Genomic DNA, 24750 nt, shown 5'->3' with positions numbered 1-24750 from the left:
TAAATTAGTGATGATTCCTTTCATACTTTGTGAGTGCTCCAATACGATTCCGTTTGGAGCACTTATTTTTATTTTATGTATATTTATCTTACCGTGCCATACATGCACACTAAAGATTCTTTCCAAGAAAAGAAGATAAAAATAGTGGTATGGATAATTATATTCAATTTTCTGATAACACTCAAGAAGGAAAGACAAATTTTATCCATTGAATGGGGTGTTTTTATGTTTTCTCCTAAATCAAGATTTGAAACAATTCATGGAATGGAAATTCATTTTACAGAATGGGGAGATCCACAGAACCCAACTGTTGTTTGTTGGCACGGTTTGACTCGGAACGGGCGGGACTTTGATATTTTAGCCCGCCATTTAGCCCGAGAATATCATATCCTTTGTCCTGATACGATTGGGCGGGGGAGTAGCCAATGGAGTACTTCCCCTGAAAAGGAATATTGTTTTGAAAACTACTGTAACTTAGCCATGGGATTATTAGACCATTTAGGAAAAAAGCAAGTCCGTTGGGTTGGAACCTCAATGGGAGGAGCCATTGGTATCCGCATTGCGGGAACACCGATTCACCAAAATCGCATTACCCATTTACTATTAAATGACATTGGAGCAGGAGCGTCTGACAATGCTGTTCAAAATATTGAAGGTATTAAACGAATTATTAGTTATGTCGGGAATCCTCCACAATTCAATACCTTTACTGAATTAAAGAATTATTTTAAGACCATTTATGCCACATTTGGACTTACTAATGAAGATGAATGGAATGATTTTACCCGATATTCTTGCAGAAGAAGAGATGAGGGGGGGATTAGTCCTGATTATGACCCGAAAATTGCTTTGCAATTTCAGCACACAGAAGATTTAAACTTATGGAATCATTGGGAAGCGATTCAATCGAAAATACTCCTCATTCGAGGGGAAATATCAGACGTTTTGCCCCTTGATGTAGCGGCAAAAATGGAGCAAAAACCAAACTGTCAAATGGTAACGATTCCAAATTTAGGCCATGCTCCGGCACTAAATACAGAAGAACAAATCTCCATTATAGAGAGTTTTTTGCGAAAATAAATCGGCATATTTATGGTTCTGCGCTTATTAATAGCAAAAGAAATAAATTGTATACAAAAGCATCCCAAACTATAATATCAAGAGTGTTTTCAATAAATTTTTGAAAGAGGGGCGTCTTCCGTATAACTGTTGGTTCAGTTATAAATTGTGGGAGGTGTTTTTTCTTTTTCTGAATTATATACGGACATAATATTCGTCCCATCTCTGGAGAGACATAACAAAGGATTTAAAATGGTAAAATTGTTTTATTGGCGTAATACCGAGGGAAAAGTAATAAGGGAACATTCACGTCTGACTGAAGGTTAGCAGATCGGTCATTGTATGAAGATCCAATAGTGTAGTACACTATTAATCTAGACTATTATTGCTAAACTGTTTATTTTTTAAGTTTACAAACGCTACGAGAGGAGTCCCGCATTGATAGAATCGTTACTATTGAATTTCCTTTTCCTTCTTTTTCCAGTTTTGATTTTTCTAATATTCTTTGAAAACAGACTACATACAAATAACAGTTACATACATATATTCCTTTCTTCTATTTCAATGGTTCTTTGTATGGCATTTCCGATAAAATTGGAAATCGGATTTATTTTTGATTTACGATATATTCCTTTTCTTATTGTTGCACTATACGGGGGATACAAATATACCTTCCCGCTATATATCGTGTTAAATGTCTACCGGTTTTTTATTGGTGGACATGGCATTTTTCAATCGCTTATTTTCTCTACCGTTATTTTCATTTTGGTGCCTTTATTAAGTAAAATATTTTTGAAACAGAATTCTAAGAAACAAATCTTGAGTGCAGTATTTGTTTCTTTTCTAACAATTATACTCTACCTTTCCAGCCTCGGCTTGCAATTACCTGCATTAAACAAGGAATTCTGGATATTAACAATCAATGCTTTAATTACTTACACAATCGCAATGGCAATCATTATGATTTTAATAGAACAAATTATTGCTAATATTAATACCCGTGAAACTTTTTTACAGTCGGAAAGATTAAATGTTATGAGTGATTTATCAGCTAGTGTTTCACATGAAATCAGAAATCCGCTTACCGTAACCAACGGATTTCTACAGCTATTAAAAAAATCAGAGTCATTAACGGAAGAAGATAAAAGGTATATTGAGTTTTCATTATTAGAATTAAATCGAGCCGAAAAGATAGTTAGTGACTTTCTAGCTTTCGCAAAGCCTCAATGTAAAAACATGATTTATTCCAATCTAAAAGATGAAACAGAGTATGTAAAAAACATTATTACTCCATATGCAAACATACATCAAGTCGACGTTCAATTTAGTTTTAATAACACTTTAAATATTCAGTATGATAAAAACCAAATACAGCAGTGTTTAATCAATATATATAAAAACGCAATTGAAGCGATGAAGGAAAAAGGTGGTATCCTTTCTATCGATGTTTCGGAACAAAAGAAAGACATCGTGATTAAAATAAAAGATACTGGGGTCGGAATGACAAGGGAAGAAGTTTTACAATTAGGGAGACCCTATTATTCTACAAAAAAAGAAGGAACGGGTCTTGGAATGCTCATGGTTTATAGTACGATTAATAAAGTAAATGGAAAAATTGAAGTAGAGAGTGAAAAAGGGAATGGAACCACTTTTATTATATCCATTCCTGTATAACAGTTTAATACAAAACTATGAAGTATGAGATAATAAATAGTGGAACTATCATGTGATAGTTTCTTTTTTTTATGGGCAGGAAAGGGGATATTATTTGAAATAGCTTTTTTTACTGCCCTAAACATATCAAACTCGGCATATCCGCAAGTAAAGGCAGGCTATACGTCAATTAATCGATTCTATCGACCTGAAAATAATTAAAATAACAATGTTTACAAAATGCCTTTTAATAAAATTGTAATGTGGACAATCCTCTCCAACATAGGATACATCGTCAGTGATTTGAATGTCACCTTGGAGGGATTAGATTGCCAAGAAAATGGTTTATTCTTTTTGTTTTTGCTTTTCTTATGCTTTCTAGTTTTATTTTAGGTGTACCGTCAGGATTTGCGGCTTCAGGAGACAAATTTATTATCATCAACAAGGAAAACAACCGGCTTGCTTACTATGAAAACGGACAGTTGAAAAGAGAGTTTAAGGTCGGAACAGGGAGAAGTCAATCGTTAACACCTGAAGGAAAGTTTAAGATTGTGAATAAAATTGTGAACAGACCTTACTACACGGGACACATCCCTGGAGGAGACCCTCGCAATCCTCTCGGTAACCGCTGGCTTGGTTTGAATGCCCGTGGAACATGGGGGACAACGTATGCGATTCATGGGAACAACAACCCCGGCTCAATTGGCGGGTATGTGAGCAGTGGCTGTATTCGAATGTATGATAATGAGGTAGAGTGGCTATTCAATCAAGTGTCAATTAATACTCCGGTTATAATCACTTCTTCGGGGAAATCCTTCAACTCAATTGCAATAGCATATGGATTAAGAGTAACGGGGGGGCCTGGTACACCTGCAGTTCCTGTTGCTGGAGGTGGAGAAATCCTTAAAAGAGGAAGCCGGGGTCCTGCTGTTCAAGAGCTTCAGCGCAAGCTGACCTCCCTTGGATACAATACAAAAGGGATAGATGGAATCTTTGGATTAAACACAGATATTGCAGTCCGTAATTTTCAAAAAGCTCGTAAATTATCAATAGACGGCATTGTTGGAACGGCAACAAAAAAAGCCCTGGGAATTAAATAATTAAGGAAATTATGGACCATGATTTGGGATTCTTTAGAACATACGTGTCAGGGCCATGGTTTTCAATTGCCAAACAGTCTCTTTAAAAAAGATTATATAGAAATCCAAAAACGCACAGTGATTTTCACAAGTGCGTTTTTTATATCGTGAAAATAGAATTTTCCAATTTTAAACTCGGATAGTAATTCTCTGAATTTCAAAAACGATAGTAAGTAGAAGAATACCCTGATAGTCTTTTTTATCCATTCACTTAATTCCTTAACTCATATATTATAATAATAAAAAATAATGGGATTATCTATCCTGTGAGCCGATATTAAGAGGGATAGGAGGAACATTGTGAACACAGATCAGGCTTTTGAATTGTTAAAGGAAGCAGGACTTACAGAAGATAGTAGTATTCAAACGGTTAGACGTTGGCTGCGAGAAAGAAAGATTAACTATGAGGGAACAGGGCCTCAGAAAACAGGTTACATACTTGATGATACAGATCAAGCTTATAACATGTTAAAGGACGCAGGTGTAGCCGAAAGTTTTGGTGTTCAAATTGTCCAACGCTGGCTGAGTGAAGGTAAGATTCAAAACGTTGGGACAGGGAATCAAAAACCCGAATATAGACCAATTGAAACAACATCAAAGCGCCTTTTAAATAATTCAACCGATCAGGATAAAATCATCTGTCAATTAAAAGTGAGAATAAAAGCACAGGATGAGCATATAAAAGGGATCGAGCAGCTTCATAGGACTTCAATAAATACCTTAACCCAGCAAAGAGATAAATTAAATAGAGAAATTGTCATCCTAGAAAATGAGGTAAGTGAATTACAAAGAGAAACTAAAAAGTTACTAAAAGAGAATATTGATTTACACAATGAATTATTAAAATTAAAAGAAGAATTTTCTAAAGGAAACACAAGTAACCCTGAAAAGACTCAGGCCTCATCTCCTCCTAAAAAGATTGATTATCGACAAAAATTAGGACTTTCAAAAGCGGCGAGCCATAAAGAAGTTTTAGCAGGATATAAAAACCTATTAAAAATAACACACCCCGATCACGGAGGAAACGCAACAGCTTTTCATTACGTTAAAACCGACTATGATTTTTTTAGAAATAGTATTAAAGGGGAATAAATTAATCGGCCTGAAAATTTTGGTTACAACCGTTTTGGATAAATAAAATCTGTATTTTATTAGCTGCTCATATTTCATGGCGGCTTTTTTATACTTGGAAATTAAATCAAGTATATTCCATAGGGATTTATCAACGATGAAAGCAAATTAACAGACTTCAGGAACAAATTTTGTTAAGCTAAATTTAATCCTTTTATAAAAACCAACATTGGGTGAAAGAATAAGAGGAGGAAGACACAATCTTCAAAAATCGCAATAAAGAAGGTAAATACTTTACAATGAAATAAGGGAGAATGAACATGAATCAAATTAAAACTGAGCAGGAATATCGTGAGCAAATCACTAAAGATGATCTTACCGTTGGTATATTTACAACTAATTGGTGTCCGGATTGCAAACGATTAGGGATGTTCATTGACGAAATTGTAGAAGAAAATCAAGATAAACAATGGTTTAAAATTGACCGGGATGAGTTTCCGGAAATTTCTGAGGAACAAAATGTAATGGGAATTCCTTCATTATTAGTATTTAAAAATGGTGAAAAATTGGCTCATTTGCATAGTGCGAACGCCAAAACTGAAGACCAAGTAAGAGAATTCCTAAACACTCTTTAATTGCGTTTTTTTTACGTAGCTTTTCTAGCGAATTCAATTAAAGAATACTCTTTGTTTATATAATCTTAACATTAATTCTTTAGGGAGCCTCCAAGTTAACAGTGGGCTCCTTTATTAATTTTATTTGCTTTTGTTTCCGTGTTTTGAATGTTGGGGACTGGATTCCCCGAGTCCATCAATTATATAGGTAAAAAAGTTGTTATCATATCAACGTGAGTCCTAATAGGAAAATGTAAGTAACAATCAAATATAAATCAACTAGAAATAGGAAACCAATACGGTTCTTAGACAAAGGAGAAGTTTTATGAAAGAAAAATATTATCCTTGGCTCCTTCTCTCTGTAACGAGTCTAGGCGTTCTTCTGGCAACTTTAAACTTAAGCACTTTGAATGTTGCCTTACCGGAGGTAGTGAACCATTTTCATGCTAGCGGAGTCGCATCCAATTGGATCTTGCTTTCATATATGTTGGTCAATACGATATTCATACTGGTATTTGGAAAAATTGCTGATATATTTGGCCGGCGCGGTATGTACCTTTTCGGATTGAGTGAATTCACCATTGTTAGCTTTTTGTGTGGATTTGCACCAAATGTTTGGGTACTAATCCTATTGCGTGCTTTACAAGCACTCGGGGGAGCTCTTATTATTACAAACACAACACCTTTGATTACGGATGCATTTCCTGCAAAGAAACTTGGTACCGGATTAAGTATTAATATTTTGGTTGCTTCCATTGCTTCGTTGATTGGACCGGTAGTAGGGGGATTTTTGGTTTACCATTTAGGCTGGCGCTGGGTTTTTTGGTTCAATGTTCCGGTCGGTATTGTTGGAGTAATCTGGGGGTTCTTCACATTAAGGGCTGTTCCTGGAGAAGCAAAAGGAGAAAAAGTGGATTGGCTGGGAAATATTACAGCATTTTTTGGCCTGGGCGGGTTAATACTTGCTCTGTCTGAAGTGGGGGTTGCCGGTTGGTTAAGCTTTCCGGTGGTTGCCGGTGTTATTTTATTTGTGGTTCTTGCAATCTTTTTTTTCCAGATAGAAAAGCACGCAAAATTTCCTATGATAGATTTTTCTCTTTTTTATGATCGACCGTACGCGATGGCCAATTTGGCCACGTTTTTTAATTCACTGGCTCGTTCCTCAGTGGTATTGTTAATCGCTCTTTTTTATCAGGTGGTTGACCTTGAAAACCCATTTACAGCAGGACTCAAAGTCGTTCCTATCACAATTGGGGTGATGATTGGTTCCCTCATTGTCGGCATGTTAACTGCTAAATACAGTGCACGGTTGTTGTCAACCTTAGGTCTATTCGGTACTTGTATTGGAATGCTTATACTTACATGGAAAATTGGTATTCATGCATCACTATTTTGGATAAGTCTAGGACAATTACTAATCGGAATAGGTACAGGTGTGTTCCAGACGCCAAATACGCAGTCCATTATGTTGACTGTTCCACACGAAAGACGCGGGGTGGCAAACGGAATTCGTTCTATGCTGCAAAATATGGGCGCTGTCATTAGTACTGCATTATCCTTAATGATTGTTACAAGTGTATTGCCATTGCATTTAAAAAAGGCTATCTACTCTGGGGCAGGTGCGCACCTTGTACAGGAAGATACCCACCTGATTGTAACTGGGTATCGGATTGCATTTTTGATGATGTTGTTCCTAACCTTATTTGCTATTGCAGCATCTTTTTTGCGAAATACTAAAAAGGAGGGTGCCCTCAAACATCCTATTTGATGTCTGGCATCCCTCCGAATTTTTTACTACAAATGCGATTTATTTATTCTTACATTCCAAAATTCCTCAAAATATAAAAGAAACGATTATTCAATTAAATAAATATTTGCCCCAATCGCAAATATAGCTCCCTGGATACTAAAAAGATCTCATGCACTTCTTTGGTTAATTCCTCCGGTTGCTTTCGATTGGGGCTTTTGGGGCGGTTACGTCATTTATAATAACCGCTTCGAGATTAGTTATTGAGAATCTGAATGAACACGTTGAGCTTCAAAATAAAGAACTTGAATGAATTTTTTCGTATTAATGCGAGTAAGTGAGGTGGATGGTGTTGAGCCATTTTTTATTTCCGTCATCTTTTTCCTCACGGATGTAAAATCAAAAAACTTTGAAGCATAAGTTTCAAACTTCCAATTTGAAAAATCTGCAAGCCCGAGGGACGCCAAATGATTCAATGATTGATAAATAGCTCGGCGCACCCGTTGTTCAGAAGCTTTTATTTCTTTTTTTAACTCTGACTCTGTTGCGGAATTTCCAAGTCGTTTTTGAGCCAGATAGACAAAAATTTCTTTAAGGGTAGGAATCCCTTGATTTAACGCCTGAACTTGTTCATTTTGATATAAATAATCCAACATATCTAATAAATCTTTACTCCCGTTTTCACCGGCAATCCCTAATTCAGATAATAAAACATGGCCGGAAATTCTTATATTTTTTCCGTTGAAGGATTTTTGTTGCTTATCTTGCGGGTTATCTAAGTTAAGCACGGAATTGAGTGATTTGTGAATATCTTGTATCGATTTTTCTAATCGGATTCGTTCAATGACTTTTTGAATAACAGCCATTACTTCGATCCTGTTGATCGGTTTTGTTATATAGTACTCACTGCCGAGTGAATAGGCTTCACCAATCAACTCTTTCGATTCTACTTGAGATATCATGATGATTTTCCCATTGAATAAGGGTTTAATTTGACGAATCGTTTCAAGCCCGTCTTGAATTGGCATTAACAAATCTATTAATAAAATATCTATGTTTAGCATGTTTAGCATGTTTCCATCTAATAATGAGCCATCTTCTGCTTCCCCGGCAACTTCTCCTAACCCACCGTCCTCGATGATTTGGGCCAACATCGAACGAACTGCTTCATCATCGTCTGTTAAATAAAAAAGCATCGAATCACCCTTTCTCAATTAAATGATCAACTAGCAATGTAATAATGAAAATCGATCCTGGTCCGCCTATCCTATCCTCTACGGTAATATCACCTTCAAGTTGTTTGACTATATCTTTTATAAAGGATAATCCCATACCAGTTGATGGATTTCCGGAACGATCGTATTTAGAAGTAAACCCAGGTTTGAAAATTAAATTTTTATGCTTCGGCGCAACACCTGGGCCGTTATCTCCTATTCGGAATTCAATCGATTTCTGTTTCCTTTCAATGTTAATCGTAATGGTTCCCACATCATTTATTGCTTCTACTGCGTTTGTAACGATATTATTTATGATCGATAAAAGGGTAAAAACATGGTAATGAGGATGATCTCCTTTAATTGAATACAAAATTTGAATATCTTTTCCTAGTAAACTGGAATATTTCTCATTTGTACGTTTAATAATGGAAACAAGTTCGTGCAGGTTCATATAATCTGTAAAACTTTCAACGGATATGAGTTTTGAAAGTCCTGCAAAAATACGTTGGTTATCCTTTTTTATTTCATGAACTTCCCCGGCGATTTTCAATGCCTTTTTACGGATTTCCTCGATAGAATCGGCAGTCATCCATTCGTTTTTCAAACCGTTTAGGCTTTTGTATAGATCGTATGATTTTTTTGTGATGTTTTCAGCATTTACCAGCGTTTTTTTTAAATGTATGGATTCTTCATATAAATTGGAAATTAGCATGAGCATGTGTTCATTTTGTTTTCTAATTTGTCTTTCTCTTGCCTGCGCTTCATACAGTTTGATCATAGTGAAAAAGCTGAGAACAATAAAGCTGTGAGAAATTGCAATAATCAGTATATCGCTCAGTGCTGCTAACTTAATTGTTGTTCCTAGTACGAAATATTGCATTGTTAACTCTACTATATCAGACAATATTTCGATTGTGATGCCGATAAATCCAATTATAATAAGTCGGTTATTAAAACGGGAGACCTTTGCCAAATAAAAGAAACAGGAATATGCCAAATAAAAGAAAAAACTAGAAAAATTGGATTCAAAAGAGGCGTTCCAATTAAAATTCTCCTGTTTGATCCATTCAATTAGAATACGAAATCCGACAACAAGTATAGCTGTCAATAAACCAGGCAAAACTACTGGGATTTTTCGGAACAATAACAAAAAGAATAGAAATGTCGGTACAGCAAAACTGATCCGAAAGGTTTCATTAATCGGATAAAAGTTTAATTCACCTGCTATTGGGACCGTTACCATCATCAAAATAAGAATGAAGATGTCTTTTTTCATTAAAGGGTTGATGATCATGAATGTCACTTCCTAATTTGTCTGAAAAACAGTATACAGTTAGATTCGTCTTAACACAATCCTTACTTTATCTTATATCCGACCTTGTTAAAAAAAAATTATAAGAAAAATTAAAAATTTTCTGTAGTTTTTTGTTTTCTTTTGTAGTTCAGAATATAGAATTAATTTTAGCTTTCTTTTTAAAAAAGAAAGCGTTTTCTTAGTTCTTATTATGTATCGTTTCATTAAACAATTTTTTAGAAAGAGAGGGTTAGGTAAACCTAGGAAAAGTTTTTGAAATAGTCTGTAGTTTTTAAGGCATTAATTGAAAAGATAGTATTAATCTGAAGTTACCAAATTGGGACTCAAATGCCAAAATGCTCTTTTGTAATAAATTGAAAATAGTGAAGGAGGATTAGAAGAGTTTGGTTCAAGGGATTAAAAAAGAAGATAAAGATCAAATCCAGTATCCAAGAATGGATTGCGTAGATGAATGGGTGAGACATTATCGTTCCTATGCCACTGAAGGACGATGTGCCAGCTATATTCCTGCTTTGGGAAAGGCAGACCCATCACAGTTAGGTATTTGTATAGTAGGACCAAAGGGATCAGTGATAAAGTCAGGGGATTGGCAAGTCCCTTTTACTTTGCAAAGTATCTCAAAAGTGATCAGCTTTATAGCTGCTTGTATAAGTCGTGGGATTCCCTATGTGTTAGATCGGGTCGATGTGGAACCAACCGGGGATGCCTTCAACTCCATTATTCGGTTAGAAATGCATAAACCGGGAAAGCCGTTTAACCCCATGATCAATGCTGGAGCAATTACCATCGCTTCACTGCTCCCAGGAGAATCATCACGGGCTAAATTAGAGTTTGTTTACGAATTAATTGAAAAAATGATAGGGAAACGTCCGAGAATCAATGAGGAAGTGTTCCAATCAGAATGGAAGACGGCCCATCGAAATAGAGCTTTAGCTTACTATTTAAAAGAGACGGGTTTTTTGGAATCGGAGGTGGAAGAAGCATTAGAGGTTTATCTAAAGCTATGTTCTATAGAAGTAAACACAGAAGATATAGCTTTGATTGGAATGATTCTTGCGTCCGATGGATATCATCCGATTCAAAAAGAACAAGTTTTTCCTAAAAATGTGGCTAGGCTTACCAAAGCCTTAATGCTTACGTGTGGAATGTACAATGCTTCAGGTAAATTTGCAGCGTTTGTTGGGGTGCCAGCCAAAAGTGGAGTGTCTGGAGGAATTTTAACATTAGTTCCCCCGGGAATTAAAAGAGAACTGCCTTTTCAAGATGGATGTGGTATCGGTATTTATGGACCGGCTATTGATGAGTATGGTAATAGTCTGACGGGTGTTATGTTATTGAAACATATAGCAAAAGAATGGGATCTAAGTATTTTCTAAAACGTCTTACATGAAAGAGGTTGAATAGATGAATAAATTGCAAAGACGGATGGGTACGTTTGCATTAACAATGGTAGGGATGGGGTCTATTATTGGATCAGGGTGGTTATTCGGAGCATGGAGAGCTGCACAAATTGCTGGACCGGCTGCTATTTTCTCCTGGATTATCGGTATGATAGTCATTTTATTTATTGCACTATCTTATAGTGAATTAGGCTCCATGTTCCCTGAAGCCGGGGGGATGGTTAAATATACACAGTACTCCCATGGTTCTTTTATCGGGTTTCTTGCAGGATGGGCAAACTGGATTGCAATTGTCTCTGTAATTCCGGTTGAGGCAATCGCTTCTGTTCAATATATGAGTTCACTTCCTTGGAAATGGGCCCAGTGGACACATGGTCTAGTGTTAAACGGAAGTCTAACAGGAAAAGGCTTAGGTATTGCTTCTTTATTACTAATTATTTATTTTTTCATCAATTTCTGGACGGTTAGCTTTTTTTCAAAAGCGAACTCTTTCATTACCATATTCAAGATTATTATCCCTGGACTTACGATTGGCGCACTTCTATTTGCCGGTTTCCATAGTGGGAACTTTACGTACCATCATAGCGTAGCACCCAATGGTTGGGCGAGTGTATTTACTGCTGTAGCAACTTCAGGTATTATTTTTGCATTTAATGGTTTTCAAAGTCCGATAAATATGGCTGGTGAGGTAAAGAATCCAAGTCGTTCTATCCCTATTGCTGTAATCGGATCCGTTCTGATTGCAACCGTTATTTACGTTTTATTGCAGGTTGCTTTTATTGGATCTGTGGATCCTTCACTGCTTGTTCACGGCTGGCATCAGTTAAATTTCAATTCCCCGTTTGCTGACTTGGCAATCGCTCTAAATCTAAATTGGCTGGTTATTATATTATATTCCGATGCTTTTATTTCTCCTTCCGGTACAGCAATAACCTATACAGCTACAACATCACGGATGATATATGGGATGCAAAAAAATGAATATTTGCCAAAAGTGTTCGGAAAACTTCATCCTATTTATGGTATCCCGCGTCCAGCCATGTTTCTAAACTTAGCTGTATCTTTACTATTTTTGTTCATATTTAGAGGATGGGGAACATTGGCAGAGGTTATTTCAGTTGCTACCCTAATATCCTATATTACCGGGCCTGTTACTGTTATGACCTTAAGACGTACCGGTAAGCTTTTGTATCGGCCATTACGTTTAAAAGGACTAAGTATCATTGCACCATGCGGGTTTGTCTTCGCTTCTTTAACTCTATATTGGGCGCGATGGCCTCTAACTGGAGAGGTATTATTCATTATTATGGGCGGTCTACCTATTTACTTTTATTATCAAGCAAAAGTGAAATGGAAGGGATTCCGAAAGAACTTCCGAGCAGGGCTTTGGATGGTTATTTACTTATTATGTATGATGCTAGTTTCGTACTTAGGAAGTGAAAAGTTTGGCGGAAAAAACATCATTCCATATGGTTGGGATATGCTCATCATTTCAGGTCTTTCTCTTGTATTTTATGTTTGGGGTTTAAAAAGCGGGTTTGAAACAGAATATCTGCAAGAAGCCTGCAAGGTGAATGAAGAAATGAGAGTAAGAGAGGAAGAAATTACATCAGAACCATATAAAGAAACAGCTGTATAAAAATCAGATTGAATGTAATCTTCGAATTCTGTAAAAATATGATTCCTCCATTGTGATTTTATAGGGTGATTAAAAAATCCACTCATAAACCGATGGATAGGATACTATTATAATTCTAATTATGGGGTGATATAATGTCATTGACAAAGACTATAGAGAGCTTATCCGAGAAACAAAAAAAAGAAAAGGAATCATTGGATTTATTTCTTTCAACACAAACAGTCATAAAAGAGGCGTTGAATAAATTAGATTTTTCAAATGAATTATTTGAATTATTAAAAGAGCCTCTCCGAATGCTGACTGTTCGTATACCAGTTAAAATGGATGACGGTACGGTAAAAGTATTTACCGGTTATCGTTCCCAACATAATGATTCAGTAGGTCCGACAAAAGGAGGCGTACGCTTCCATCCTGATGTGGATGAAGAAGAGGTAAAAGCCTTGTCAGTTTGGATGAGTTTAAAGTGCGGGATTGCAAATCTTCCTTTCGGCGGTGGAAAAGGCGGCATAAGGTGTGACCCAAGAAACATGTCGTTTGGAGAATTGGAAAGATTGAGTCGTGGTTATGTTCGTGCCATCAGCCAAATTGTCGGCCCTACAAAAGATATACCGGCACCTGATGTGTATACAAACTCTCAAATCATGGCATGGATGATGGATGAGTACAGCCGCCTTCGTGAATTCGATTCTCCCGGTTTCATTACGGGGAAACCCCTTGTTTTAGGAGGGTCACAAGGCCGTGAAACGGCAACAGCTCGCGGTGTAACAATATGTATCGAAGAAGCGGTAAAGAAAAAAAACATTAACTTACAAGATGCTCGTATTGTGATTCAAGGTTTTGGGAATGCAGGAAGCTTTTTGGCCAAATTCATGCATGATGCTGGAGCGAAAGTGGTTGGTATTTCGGATGCTCATGGTGCACTTTATGATTCAGAAGGGCTTGATATTGATTATTTACTAGATCGACGTGATAGTTTTGGCACAGTAACCCCTTTATTTAAGAATGTTATTACGAATCAAGAATTACTTGAAAAAGAATGTGACATTCTTGTACCTGCTGCCATTTCAAACCAAATTACGGCACAAAACGCCGATCGAATAAAAGCTTCGATTATAGTAGAGGCAGCAAATGGGCCTACAACTCTTGAAGCAACAAAAATTTTGGATGAAAAAGGCGTCCTCCTTGTTCCGGATATACTGGCAAGTGCCGGTGGTGTCACCGTATCATACTTTGAATGGGTTCAAAATAATCAAGGATATTATTGGTCAGAGGAAGAGGTTGCTGAAAAATTACGAAAAGTAATGGTCGGTTCTTTTGAAACTATTTATCAAACAGCACAGTCCCATCAGGTTAATATGCGTTTAGCAGCATATATGGTTGGAATCAGAAAAGTGGCAGAAGCTTCGCATTACCGGGGCTGGGTATAAAATATAAGATTTTCTATTACTTTATGGAAGGAGTCAATTTTCGTGTGGATCATCACTGTCCATTCAAAAAACAACCTTAACATGTTTGAGTTTGACACTGAAAAAGAAGCAAAAGAAGCTTTCGGAAAAATTCAAGGCTGTAAAATCCTTACTGAGATAATTTACTTTAATGATTATTGTTTAGTTTAATAAAATAATAGGTTTTTACTTGAAAGTTATGAACAAAAGAATGCACCCGAATAAAGGATCCCTTTATTCGGGTGCATTCTTTTTATAGAGATACACACCATTACACATTTACTTTGAAAAGTTGGGAAGACTCATAATAATTTTGGATTAGTTTTTTGTCTAATGCATGTCCTATTAGGATTAGAGATGTTTCAGTATTCCTATCAGATTTTATTTCATTAAAGAGTAATTGATTGGGAGAATACTGAAAATCATAAAATAAACCATCATCTTTAATATGAACTATTTCCTTTTCCTCTTACAATATTCCTAGGCATACCTTTCAACCAATCTTCAAACATTCTTCGATCTACCATCGGTATGTTTTTCAATCTTATAGCTTGTATTTGATCATGATCTAAATAGTTACTAGCATCCACCACGCCAATAATCGAATGGTGAGAAAGCTCTAAACACTTTTAAAATATAGAATAAATATCCCAAATAAACAAGGGATAATAACTTTTTTCAAATTTTACCTTACACCTAAACAATGATTAATTAATCAAAAAAATATGATATTATTTAAGGTATTGTTTAGAAATATGTACTGAATTAGTAAAGCAGGTGAATAGATGAGAGCAATGCATCATTTTATGAAAGAAATAATGTGGTTTACTATTGGTTTAGTATTATTAGTAATATTATTCCAATTGTTTGCGTTTATTAACTCCGGCAGTTTTACTTTCCATCTTCCCAAAATGGTTAGTAACTTAAATACGATTTTTATAAGTATTTTACTAGAGGCAATTCCATTTGTGTTAATCGGTGTCTTCGTTTCATCTCTTATTCAAATGTATGTATCTGAAGAAAGAATTCAGAAATTAATTCCGAAGAATCCATTCCTTGCGCTTATTCCGGCCGCCCTTTTGGGTGTTTTATTCCCTGTTTGTGAATGTGCAATTGTGCCGGTTGTCAGAAGATTGATTAAAAAAGGAATGCCATTGCATGTCGGGATGGTTTTACTTGTCGGTGCACCCATATTAAATCCCATCGTGTTTTTATCAACATACGTTGCTTTTCGTATGGATGTTCAAATGGCCTATGTGCGGCTTGGACTAGCTTTTTTGATCATCATGATTATTGGATTATTAATCTATTTATTATTTGAAAACAAGGATCAGCTAAAATGGACAAAAGAAGACCTTGTCGTTTCCACCTTAAAAGAACCAATTGTCCAATCTAAAAGTCTAAAAATGGTTCTTTATCATGCAAGTGATGAGTTTTTCCAAATGGGGAAGTATTTAATCTTCGGTGCTTTTATCGCCAGTTTATTTCAAACCTATTTTGATCGAAGTATTCTCCTTCATTTAGGTTCGAATAATTTGACATCGCCGCCTGTTATGATGGGATTCGCCTATATCTTATCATTGTGTTCCGAAGCAGATGCTTTTGTTGCTGCATCCTTTTTGCATACCTTTTCAAAGGGATCTATTTTGGCGTTTCTTCTATTTGGTCCAATGGTGGACTTTAAAAATACATTGATGCTTTTCGGCTACTTTAAAACAAAGTTTGTCCTTGTTTTTATGCTAATTACTACTATTGTGGTTTTAAGTGCTGTTTATATTTTTCAATCTTTCGTTTGGGGGTGATAGGATGGAACAAGAAAAGGGGAAAATCAATCATATCTTTATTAGAGGGGTAATTTTAATAGGCTTTACTTTATTGTTAGTGCGGCTGATTATTGCCGGGGATTTAAAGTATTTTATTGCTCCTAAAATGGCTCCTTTATCCTATTTTTCATTGGCTGCATTTCTATTAATGGGCATCGGTCAATTCTGGAGAAATAGAAATAAAAATGATGAAGTTGATTGTGATTGCGGGAGTGATCATGGGACCTCCTTTTCTCGAAAGAAGTCTATCTTAACTTATTCAATGTTTATCATTCCAATTTTAACAGGAATGTTTTTTTCGACCAATACGCTTGATAGTGCCGTAGCAGGGAAAAGAGGGGTAAACTTTGGAGAAAAGACTAGTAACATAAATGATAATTCTTTAAATACAACCCAAAATAGTAACACTGCAAATCAACAACTTAATTCTTCAACTAATCAAAGCAATCCGAATGATCCAAATCTAAATGGTAATCAGACACCCCGGAATGTGAAACCCACGGGAAATACGAATAATTCACTAAGTAAATATGATCTTTTAGAGAAAGAATTGTTATCTAGTAAAAAAATTATTGTCAATGATGACAATTTTATCTTTACGATGAACACGATTGAGCAAAAATTGGATAAGTTTATAGGAAAAGAAATTGAGTTAAAAGGATTTGTATATAAACAGGGGGTACCTAAAAATCAAATTGTTATCGCAAGATTCGGAGTTACATGCTGCGTAGCGGATTCAGATATTGTAGGAATGCTGTCTTCTGGAAGTGTAAGTAATGTTATTGAGGATGAATGGGTAAAAGTAGACGGTATAATTGAAAAATCAACCTATCAAGGCAGTGTGTTACCTTCCTTAAAAATAGTAAAAATTGAAAAGGTTCCAAGACTTCGTGATCCTTATGTTTATTTTAAATAATAAGTGGAACTGATAGTTTATACCTATACATACTAGTGTGATTATTTTCCCGGACTGAAGTGAAAAGGGGCCACTGCGCAACATTAATGCTTGGTGAGTGTCCTTCTTTATTTTTCCAATGGAATATGTTAAGGTATTATAAAAGCGAGGTGTCACTTTGACTAATTACAAAGCAAAAAAAAGTAATCTTGAAATACTTTTATCAAAAAATAACACTGAGCTTGATGTGTTAGCTACTAACACCGGAATCGAAAAATCCACCTTAAATGACTATCTAAGTAAGAAGGTTATGACTTTAAATAATGCAATGACAATATCTAAAGAATTAAATTGTACGATTGAAGATCTTTATGAATGGAACGTGATTAAAGGGTGAATTTATCATCCTTTTTTTCTTTCTGAAAAAATTTTTAATCAAATTGAAATATCCTTTCAATCCCTTCCGTAAGCTAATTATGGAAGGGGTTTTTGTTTTCCACTAAGCTCAAATGAAACATTTTTCAGATTTAATGATTTTTTAAGAAATAAAAGTAACAGAAAGTTTAGAAGTTATTCCATAAATAGAATATAATTATAATATCTGTTGTCATTATGAGGTGCAAAATGGGTATCAAACATAAAAAGTACAATTTTTTTCAGAAAATCGGACGGACGTTTAAGTTTAATTTTGTTAAACTTCTTCGTTCTCCAGGGGGAGCAAAAAAGGTATCATTAGGTTTTGCAATTGGATTCGGCTTAGAAATGTTAGTAATATCAACAGCCTCTCTAATTTATATATTGTTTGTGCCGATAGTGCGCTTAGCTAAAGGCTCATTACCAGCTTCAATAATTGGGAACGTTATTGGAAAACTAACCTTTCTCCCGGTAATTCTTTTGCCGTTTGCAAGAAAAATTGGGAAAATAATTTTTCCAATGAAAGTTAATGTAGCACATGGTACACCTTTTTCTTTTCAAAATCTAATGCACGGTGATTTCCACAGTTTATTGAGCATCCTTCACGGGGGAGTGCATGTTTTAATTGGTATGACTATTTTCGGGATTGTATTTGGCATTATTGCTTACTTTATTGTTCATTATTTATATGAAAAAGAAAAAACCAGAAGATTAAATAAAAGACGTAATAAAGAATCGCAGCGTAAAAATATGCCCATCACTTAATGAAATTAGTTATAAAATCTCATGTGAAAAAGGCCCTTCCGAAAAGAAAGGCCTTTTGATTTTTTTTAGCTGATATGAATGGTATTTTAGATATAATTTTTTTTCTTCAAAATACGCTTGTATATCTCCTGATTACTTATTCCCTTTTCATCGTTTAAAAGAAAAGCAAGGGTATTTAACCGTTCATTCCTGTGTAATTCAGGGGTATTAAAATTATCATTTATCGATTCAATGAGTTCTTCCTTTGTGTTAACAAGTGATCCTCCGCAAACATCCTCCAACTGATAATAAAATCCCCTATCAATACTTCCATACGATTGGTAGTCATAGGTATAATGGATAATCGGCCTATCCAGTAATAAGAAATCAAAATAGCAGCTGGAATAGTCGGTTATGAGAATATCAGTGGCAAGCAACAATTCCTGTGTATCAAAAGGGACATCAGTTAGCGAAATAATAAATTGAGAACTCGTTAGTTCATCATGGTCCGAATCGGGCTCCGCATAATGGTTTTTTTCCAGTATTACAGCATTGTGTTTTTTTAGGGTCATCACTAACTTTTCTTGTTCTTGTCCCTTTACTGATTTAAATGAAAAATTATTCCCTGTTTTATCACGAAAAGTGGGCATATACGTAATGATTTTTTTACCTTTAATTTTAGGAAAAAGATCATAAAGTTTATTTTTATAAATAATTGAATGCTCTTTTTGTACTAATAGAAAATCATTTCGCGGTTGGCCGATCGTCAAAATTTTTTCCTCCGTAATTCCAAAACTTTGAAATGCGCTTAACAGTTTTTTTGCATTTTCTAATGAAGAAGAAACATAAAAAGTATAGTTGTCCATAGTTTCTTTTTTAATGTTGCTAAAGAGATCATCCTGACTTTCGTGGCCAATCGCGTCGTCACCTATCTGTTTTAATGGAATGCCGTGCCAAAGCTGAACTGTGATACAATTTCCGAAAATATTTAAATTAGAAATATCCGTATGTGAGTGAGAAAAGAAAGCATATTTAGCCGTTATAGAATAGTACAGCCCGAGTAAGGAATTCTTTTTTAAAAACTTTATTCTATCAGTTATATCTATTTGGTCCAAAACAGAGGTATTCCCAATCCAGATTAATTCAAATTCGTTTGGATGATGCTCTGCCAACCACTCAATTAGAAATCTGGGATTATCACCATACCTGTCACCAAACCAAGATCCAAAAACAATACGATTATTCTTCTTTTTTACCATCAGGCTAATAAGAAAAAAGAAAAAATTAACAGACTGTTTCATTTTATTTTTTAAATCCATTATCCAAAATCCTCCATGATCAAGAGCCATTCTCTTTTATACATCCGTTACAGGAACATGATTAAATTTTTTCATAACCATAACCCTTTGAATTTAGCACTCTTACTAGGTAAGGAAGTGAAACCAACGGCAACCCATAGTTTAAAAGTTGTAAAATCGCCAACGCTGAAAAATTTTCGATTAGTCTTTTTTTGTCTTCTCTTAGTGGTTTAGTGAGACGCGGCTTTAAGTTTATATAAATCTTTTTTAACTTTTGTTGTTGAGATACCCTTTGTTCTAGGTAAATAAACCACTTTACAAAAATTAGATAGACTGTCAAATTTCCCTTCCCAATCATTCCCCATTACAAAGGTGTCCACATTTTTAAGGACAATGTCTTCTTTTTTTTGTTCCCAGGTTTTTTCTGGAATAACTTCGTCGACATAAATAATGGATTCTAAAAGTACTTTTCTTTCCTCATAGGAAAAATATGACCTTTTTGCTTTTGTTTTATTAAATTCATCAGTAGAAAGTCCGACAATTAAATAGTCACCTAAAGACTTTGCTCTTTTTAAAAGGTTGATATGCCCGTAATGCAATAAATCGAATGTTCCGTAAGTAATTACTTTTTTCATTTTAAATCCCCATTCTTAATATATATGTTTTATATGTTTAGTTTTGCTTTTCAAATTAAATGATGTTTTTCTAAAATACTGGATTATTACTAATTAAAACTATTTCAAATTGTGATTTAAACACCAAATGTATTGATTTTAACTCGTTATTAAAGCCATTCAGGCTTAAAAATTCTTAATAGGTGAATGAACTTTTATATTGTAGAATTAGAACCTTAACATTTTCTTAAATTTTATCTCAATCCTTAACTTTTCTCATTAACTGGCATTAACCAATATAAAAGATCTTAATTTTCCAATTAAATAAAAAGAAGAGCATTCCTTATTCAGAATGCTCTTCTTTTTATTTAATTGGGTTTGTCACATCCAGTAAAGCCTCAATATCTTTCAAAATTTCATATGGTTTCGTAGTAGGACTGTACCGTTTAACGACATTCCCTTTTGAATCAACTAAAAACTTGGTAAAATTCCATTTTATCGTGTTAAAGCCTAATAAACCGGGTGTTTGCTTCCGAAGATAGACAAATAAAGGATGGGCATAGACTCCGTTAACATCCACTTTGGCAAACATCGGGAAGGTTACACCGTAATTTAATTCACAAAACGTTTTAATATCTTCTTCATTTCCCGGTTCTTGACTCATAAATTGATTGCAAGGAAATCCCAGAATCTCAAGCCCTTTTTCCTTATGGGATTCATAAAGTTCTTGAAGGTCCTTATATTGAGGTGTAAAGCCACATTTGCTGGCAGTATTAACAATGAGCAGAACTTTTCCTGCAAATTGTCTGAGAGAGATTTCTTCTCCATCTATCGTTTTTACTTGAAAAGGATAAATTGTCATAACTCAGTCTCCCTTATTTAATGATATTTTATTTTCATGAGCGGCTTATTAATCTTGTTTTATATCGGATTTTCCACAATGTCAAATCCTTTTTTAGTATTATGGAAAAAACATGTTAAAGGGAAATTCAACTTACTATTAAGCATTCTTGCAAACACATTCAGATAATGCTATTCTAATGTAGAATTATTTTTGTTCGGTGTAAAGGATAGTATAAGTATCAACTTTTCGTCTTGATGATCACTGAGAGCAAGGATAGAAATATATGTGTGTTAACACATTAGGAGGCAACAAACATGGAAAAAGGTAAAGTAAAATGGTTTAACGGCGAAAAAGGCTTCGGATTCATCGAACGTGAAGGTGGAGAGGACGTATTCGTTCATTTCTCAGCGATTCAAGGCGAAGGGTACAAAACATTAGAAGAAGGCCAAGAAGTGACTTTTGACGTTGAGCAAGGTCAACGCGGAGCACAAGCTGCTAACGTTCGTAAAGCTTAAATTATATGTTCGAAAATTGACAGACTCTTTTTTGGAGTCTGTTTTTTATTTACAAAACACAAAAAAACCCTACTCACGAATGAGTAGGGAACATGAAAACAGTAAATCAAATGGTAAGCAAAGTGTATCATATAATTTGTGAATCTCCTAATTTCCAGCAAATAAATATTTAAACTGTAATAAAGGTCTGTTAGGTATTGACGAGAAACTACTTTATATGTTATTTAAGATATTGTTAGCACTCAAATCTATCGAGTGCTAATCTCTGCATTAAGTAATATTAGAAACATCTTTAACGTTATATTTTCTGTAATCCTATGTAATGTTGTTTTAGATTGAAAGGAGAGATTTTTATGGAAACAAAACAGTTTAAAGCCGAATCAAAAAGATTATTAGACATGATGATTAACTCAATTTATACGCATCGGGAAATATTCTTAAGAGAGTTAATTTCCAATGCCAGTGATGCCATTGACAAACTATATTATAAAGCATTATCTGATGACTCTTTAAGTTTTGATAAAGATAGTTACTACATAAAAGTGGAGGTTGACAAGGAAAACAGAGCATTAAAAATCACCGACACCGGGATTGGTATGAGCAAAGATGAACTTGAGAATAATCTTGGAACGATTGCTAAAAGTGGTTCATTAGCATTCAAGAATGAGAATGAGCTAAAGGATGGACATGAAATCATCGGTCAATTTGGGGTCGGTTTTTACGCAGCTTTTATGGTAGCTGATGTTGTGACTGTTATCAGTAAATCCTTAGGCAGTGAAGATGCTTACAAGTGGGAATCCATGGGAGCTGATGGATACACAATTGTCCCATCTGAGAAAGATTCAGTAGGAACGGAAATCATTCTGAAAATCAAAGAGAACACAGAAGAAGAGAATTATGATGAATATTTAGATGAATATCGCTTGAAAGGGATTATTAAAAAATACTCTGACTTCATTCGCTACCCAATTAAAATGGATGTTATCAAAAGAAGACTTAAAGAAGGCAGCGAAAACGAATACGAGGAAAATCAGGAAGAACAGATCATTAATAGCATGGTTCCAATTTGGAGAAAGAATAAAAGTGAGCTAACTCCGGAAGATTATAACAATTTTTATGCGGAAAAACGTTACGGTTTTGACGAACCGATTAAACATATCCATATCAGCGTTGATGGTGCCGTAAGATATAATGCGATTCTTTATATCCCGGAAAAAATACCTTTTGATTATTATTCACAGGAATATGAAAAAGGATTAGAGCTATATTCCAATGGTGTATTAATTATGAACAAATGCTCTGACTTACTTCCTGACTATTTTAGCTTTGTAAAAGGTATGGTCGACTCGGAGGATTTATCGCTTAACATTTCAAGAGAAATGCTGCAGCATGATCGTCAATTGAAATTAATCGCTAAAAATATTAACAAAAAAATCAAAAGCGAACTGGAAAATTTGTTGAAAAATGAAAGAGAAAAGTACGAGGAATTCTATAAGTCCTTTGGCAGACAGTTAAAATATGGCGTTTATAGTGACTACGGAATGCATAAAGAAGAATTACAGGGCTTATTAATGTTCTATTCTTCTAAAGAGAAGAAGATGGTTAGCTTTGACGAATATGTTTCAAGAATGCCAGAGGAGCAAAAATATATTTATTATGCATCCGGCGAATCATATGACCGAATTGATAAGCTGCCACAAACAGAATTAGTATCAGAAAAAGGTTATGAAATTTTATATTTCACAGATGAAATCGATGAATTCGCTATAAGAATGTTAATGACATATAAAGATAAGGAATTCAAGTCTGTATCAAGCGGTGATTTAGGGATTGAAGCTGATGAAAAGCAAAATGATACTGCTTCCGAAGTGACTGAAAACAAAGACCTCTTTGAATATATGAAAGGGATTCTTTCAGACAAAGTTAAAGATGTCAGAGTGTCAAAAAGATTAAAGTCCCATCCTGTATGTTTAACGACTGATGGCGAAGTAACCATTGAAATGGAAAAAATACTGAAAGCTATGCCGGGCAACCAAAATATTAAGGCTGATAAAGTGTTAGAGATTAATATCAATCATGAGGTATTCCAATCGTTAAAAGATTCTTTTGAGAATGATAAAAACAAATTAAATCTATATACAAACCTATTGTATAATCAAGCACTTCTGATTGAAGGTTTGCCAATCCAAGACCCTGTCGAGTTTACTAATAATATCTGTAAAATAATGGTGTAGAATAAAGTGTATAGTGAAATAAATAGGAGCTGTCTTGTGGCAGCTCTTTTTGAATCTCAATTATTTTAATGCTTTTCCTAGAAGGGAGGTTGTTAGACCTATAATAACTATTGCAATACAAGAATATAAAAAGCTCTGTAGCTCCAATACAGCAAATCCAGCCACAACTATCAGTCCATCGATCATTATGATTACAAGTGCTATATCTAATGAAATAGCCTTTGAAATTATTTTGGCGAGCAAGTCAGTTCCCCCGGTGCTTGTCTCATATTGAAGCATAAGCGCTACTCCTGTTCCAATTAAAGTTCCTCCAATTAAAGCCCCCATTAAGTGGGAAACTGAAAATTGTGTTCTTAGTGGAGAAAGTAAGTCAATAAATAATGAAGAGATTAAGAGTCCCTGAATGCTGCTAAAAAAATACCCTCGTTCATTTATAGAGGCAAAGATGCATATAGGTAGACTTAATAACAGCATAATCATTCCTGTTTGAAATTCGAAGAAATAGTGAAGAATTAGAGCTATTCCGATTATACCGCCGTCTATTAAATGATTCGGTATTAAAAACCCATTAATTCCGATTCCTAACAATAAGCTGCCAACGAGAGTAGCGATTAATTTTTGAAAAATACCCATCACCTGTCTGTTTATCTTTTTCAATTATTATATGTCTCTCTTATTAGATTAAGAATATCTTTATCAAAGTGGAGAATGGCGCTAGTTTTTTATTAATACAGAAATAGAAAAATTAAAAAAACAATAAGGCATCTTAAAGAGCGAAAAAGATTGGGTTCCGGATTAATATTTTGCTGGGACAGAATTTCTGCCCCAGCGTCCTTTATAGGTGTACTACTAATTTGAGCATGAGACTAGCCCGGTAGTAAATTAATTAGGAAATCTAGGGTATGGCTTGTTAATTTGAATTAGAAACAAATTACCGAGCCGATAATGATCAATAGAATGAATAGTACAATGATTAAAGCAAACCCTCCACAACCGGCGCCATAACCGCCGTAACCATAACCGCAACAGCCTCCAAAACCACCATAACCGTACATAATTACACCACCTTT

The 24750-nt window shown here is 34.9% G+C and carries 21 protein-coding genes and 1 pseudogene; 15 read left to right on the top strand and 7 right to left on the bottom strand.

The features are described from left to right. Nucleotides 1-225 precede the first annotated feature (225 nt). The 6 genes and pseudogenes from J2S10_RS14790 to J2S10_RS14765 form a co-directional block, all read left to right on the top strand. Nucleotides 226-1080 (top strand): alpha/beta fold hydrolase, encoded by an 855-nt coding sequence (locus J2S10_RS14790; RefSeq protein WP_307409057.1) that lies wholly within the window; start codon nt 226-228, stop codon nt 1078-1080. Between the two features lie 417 nt (nt 1081-1497). Next, nucleotides 1498-2733, top strand: coding sequence for an ATP-binding protein (locus tag J2S10_RS14785; RefSeq protein ID WP_307409055.1), 1236 nt, complete (start codon nt 1498-1500; stop codon nt 2731-2733). Between the two features lie 308 nt (nt 2734-3041). After that, complete coding sequence (locus J2S10_RS14780; RefSeq protein WP_307409053.1) at nt 3042-3812, top strand: L,D-transpeptidase family protein; 771 nt, start codon at nt 3042-3044, stop codon at nt 3810-3812. 339 nt (nt 3813-4151) lie between these two features. Beyond that, the gene (locus tag J2S10_RS14775; RefSeq protein ID WP_307409051.1) at nt 4152-4943 is read left to right on the top strand and encodes a J domain-containing protein; all 792 of its coding nucleotides are present in this window, start codon (nt 4152-4154) and stop codon (nt 4941-4943) included. Between the two features lie 299 nt (nt 4944-5242). Next, nucleotides 5243-5557: a thioredoxin family protein gene (locus tag J2S10_RS14770; protein ID WP_307409049.1), complete on the top strand. Its 315-nt coding sequence runs from the start codon at nt 5243-5245 to the stop codon at nt 5555-5557. A 292-nt stretch (nt 5558-5849) separates the two neighbouring features. Then, nucleotides 5850-7304, top strand: a pseudogene (locus J2S10_RS14765) (MFS transporter); the annotation flags it as partial. Nucleotides 7305-7543: 239 nt separating this feature from the next. On the opposite strand, the gene J2S10_RS14760 reads toward J2S10_RS14765, so the two are convergent. Both J2S10_RS14760 and J2S10_RS14755 read right to left on the bottom strand, forming a co-directional pair. Next, nucleotides 7544-8479: a response regulator gene (locus J2S10_RS14760; RefSeq protein ID WP_307409047.1), complete on the bottom strand. Its 936-nt coding sequence runs from the start codon at nt 8477-8479 to the stop codon at nt 7544-7546. A 4-nt stretch (nt 8480-8483) separates the two neighbouring features. Continuing rightward, on the bottom strand, nt 8484-9803 hold the full coding sequence (locus J2S10_RS14755; protein WP_307409045.1) for a sensor histidine kinase: 1320 nt from the start codon (nt 9801-9803) through the stop codon (nt 8484-8486). Nucleotides 9804-10210: 407 nt separating this feature from the next. Between J2S10_RS14755 and J2S10_RS14750 the strand changes: the two genes are divergently transcribed. From J2S10_RS14750 to J2S10_RS14720, 7 genes are all read left to right on the top strand, one after another. Next, nucleotides 10211-11191 (top strand): glutaminase, encoded by a 981-nt coding sequence (locus tag J2S10_RS14750; RefSeq protein ID WP_307409264.1) that lies wholly within the window; start codon nt 10211-10213, stop codon nt 11189-11191. 28 nt (nt 11192-11219) lie between these two features. Continuing rightward, the gene (locus J2S10_RS14745; RefSeq protein ID WP_307409044.1) at nt 11220-12854 is read left to right on the top strand and encodes an APC family permease; all 1635 of its coding nucleotides are present in this window, start codon (nt 11220-11222) and stop codon (nt 12852-12854) included. A gap of 134 nt (nt 12855-12988) precedes the next feature. After that, a complete protein-coding gene (locus J2S10_RS14740; RefSeq protein ID WP_307409042.1) occupies nt 12989-14281 on the top strand; it encodes a Glu/Leu/Phe/Val family dehydrogenase in 1293 nt (430 codons plus the stop codon). Between the two features lie 803 nt (nt 14282-15084). Next, the gene (locus tag J2S10_RS14735) at nt 15085-16101 is read left to right on the top strand and encodes a permease (RefSeq protein ID WP_307409039.1); all 1017 of its coding nucleotides are present in this window, start codon (nt 15085-15087) and stop codon (nt 16099-16101) included. A gap of 4 nt (nt 16102-16105) precedes the next feature. Further along, entirely contained in the window at nt 16106-17038 is a 933-nt protein-coding gene (locus J2S10_RS14730; RefSeq protein ID WP_307409037.1) for a TIGR03943 family putative permease subunit, read from the top strand. A gap of 157 nt (nt 17039-17195) precedes the next feature. After that, nucleotides 17196-17414: a helix-turn-helix domain-containing protein gene (locus tag J2S10_RS14725; RefSeq protein WP_307409036.1), complete on the top strand. Its 219-nt coding sequence runs from the start codon at nt 17196-17198 to the stop codon at nt 17412-17414. Nucleotides 17415-17641: 227 nt separating this feature from the next. After that, nucleotides 17642-18196 (top strand): DUF2062 domain-containing protein, encoded by a 555-nt coding sequence (locus J2S10_RS14720; RefSeq protein WP_307409033.1) that lies wholly within the window; start codon nt 17642-17644, stop codon nt 18194-18196. An 86-nt stretch (nt 18197-18282) separates the two neighbouring features. On the opposite strand, the gene J2S10_RS14715 is transcribed toward J2S10_RS14720, so the two are convergent. The 3 genes from J2S10_RS14715 to J2S10_RS14705 all read right to left on the bottom strand — a co-directional run bounded on the left by J2S10_RS14715 (nt 18283) and on the right by J2S10_RS14705 (nt 20949). Further along, a complete protein-coding gene (locus tag J2S10_RS14715; protein WP_307409031.1) occupies nt 18283-19494 on the bottom strand; it encodes a CDP-glycerol glycerophosphotransferase family protein in 1212 nt (403 codons plus the stop codon). A gap of 209 nt (nt 19495-19703) precedes the next feature. After that, nucleotides 19704-20108, bottom strand: coding sequence for a glycerol-3-phosphate cytidylyltransferase (gene tagD / locus J2S10_RS14710; RefSeq protein WP_307409029.1), 405 nt, complete (start codon nt 20106-20108; stop codon nt 19704-19706). A 343-nt stretch (nt 20109-20451) separates the two neighbouring features. Continuing rightward, nucleotides 20452-20949, bottom strand: coding sequence for a glutathione peroxidase (locus J2S10_RS14705; protein ID WP_307409027.1), 498 nt, complete (start codon nt 20947-20949; stop codon nt 20452-20454). Between the two features lie 296 nt (nt 20950-21245). Here J2S10_RS14705 and J2S10_RS14700 point away from each other — a divergent pair, with 296 nt between their 5' ends. Together J2S10_RS14700 and htpG are read left to right on the top strand one after the other, a co-directional pair. Beyond that, the gene (locus tag J2S10_RS14700; protein WP_027322326.1) at nt 21246-21446 is read left to right on the top strand and encodes a cold-shock protein; all 201 of its coding nucleotides are present in this window, start codon (nt 21246-21248) and stop codon (nt 21444-21446) included. 353 nt (nt 21447-21799) lie between these two features. Next, complete coding sequence (htpG, locus tag J2S10_RS14695) at nt 21800-23680, top strand: molecular chaperone HtpG (RefSeq protein WP_307409022.1); 1881 nt, start codon at nt 21800-21802, stop codon at nt 23678-23680. A gap of 60 nt (nt 23681-23740) precedes the next feature. Here htpG and J2S10_RS14690 read toward each other — a convergent pair whose 3' ends face one another. Continuing rightward, nucleotides 23741-24337: a YitT family protein gene (locus tag J2S10_RS14690; protein ID WP_307409020.1), complete on the bottom strand. Its 597-nt coding sequence runs from the start codon at nt 24335-24337 to the stop codon at nt 23741-23743. A 263-nt stretch (nt 24338-24600) separates the two neighbouring features. Then, nucleotides 24601-24735 carry a YjcZ family sporulation protein gene (locus tag J2S10_RS14685; RefSeq protein WP_307409018.1) on the bottom strand — a complete coding sequence of 45 codons (135 nt, stop codon included), beginning with the start codon at nt 24733-24735 and terminating at the stop codon, nt 24601-24603. Nucleotides 24736-24750: the final 15 nt, after the last annotated feature.

The sequence above is a fragment of the Neobacillus ginsengisoli genome, from assembly GCF_030813055.1.
Note: the sequence above shows the minus strand (reverse complement) of the source record. Positions and strands in the feature narration are given on the sequence as shown.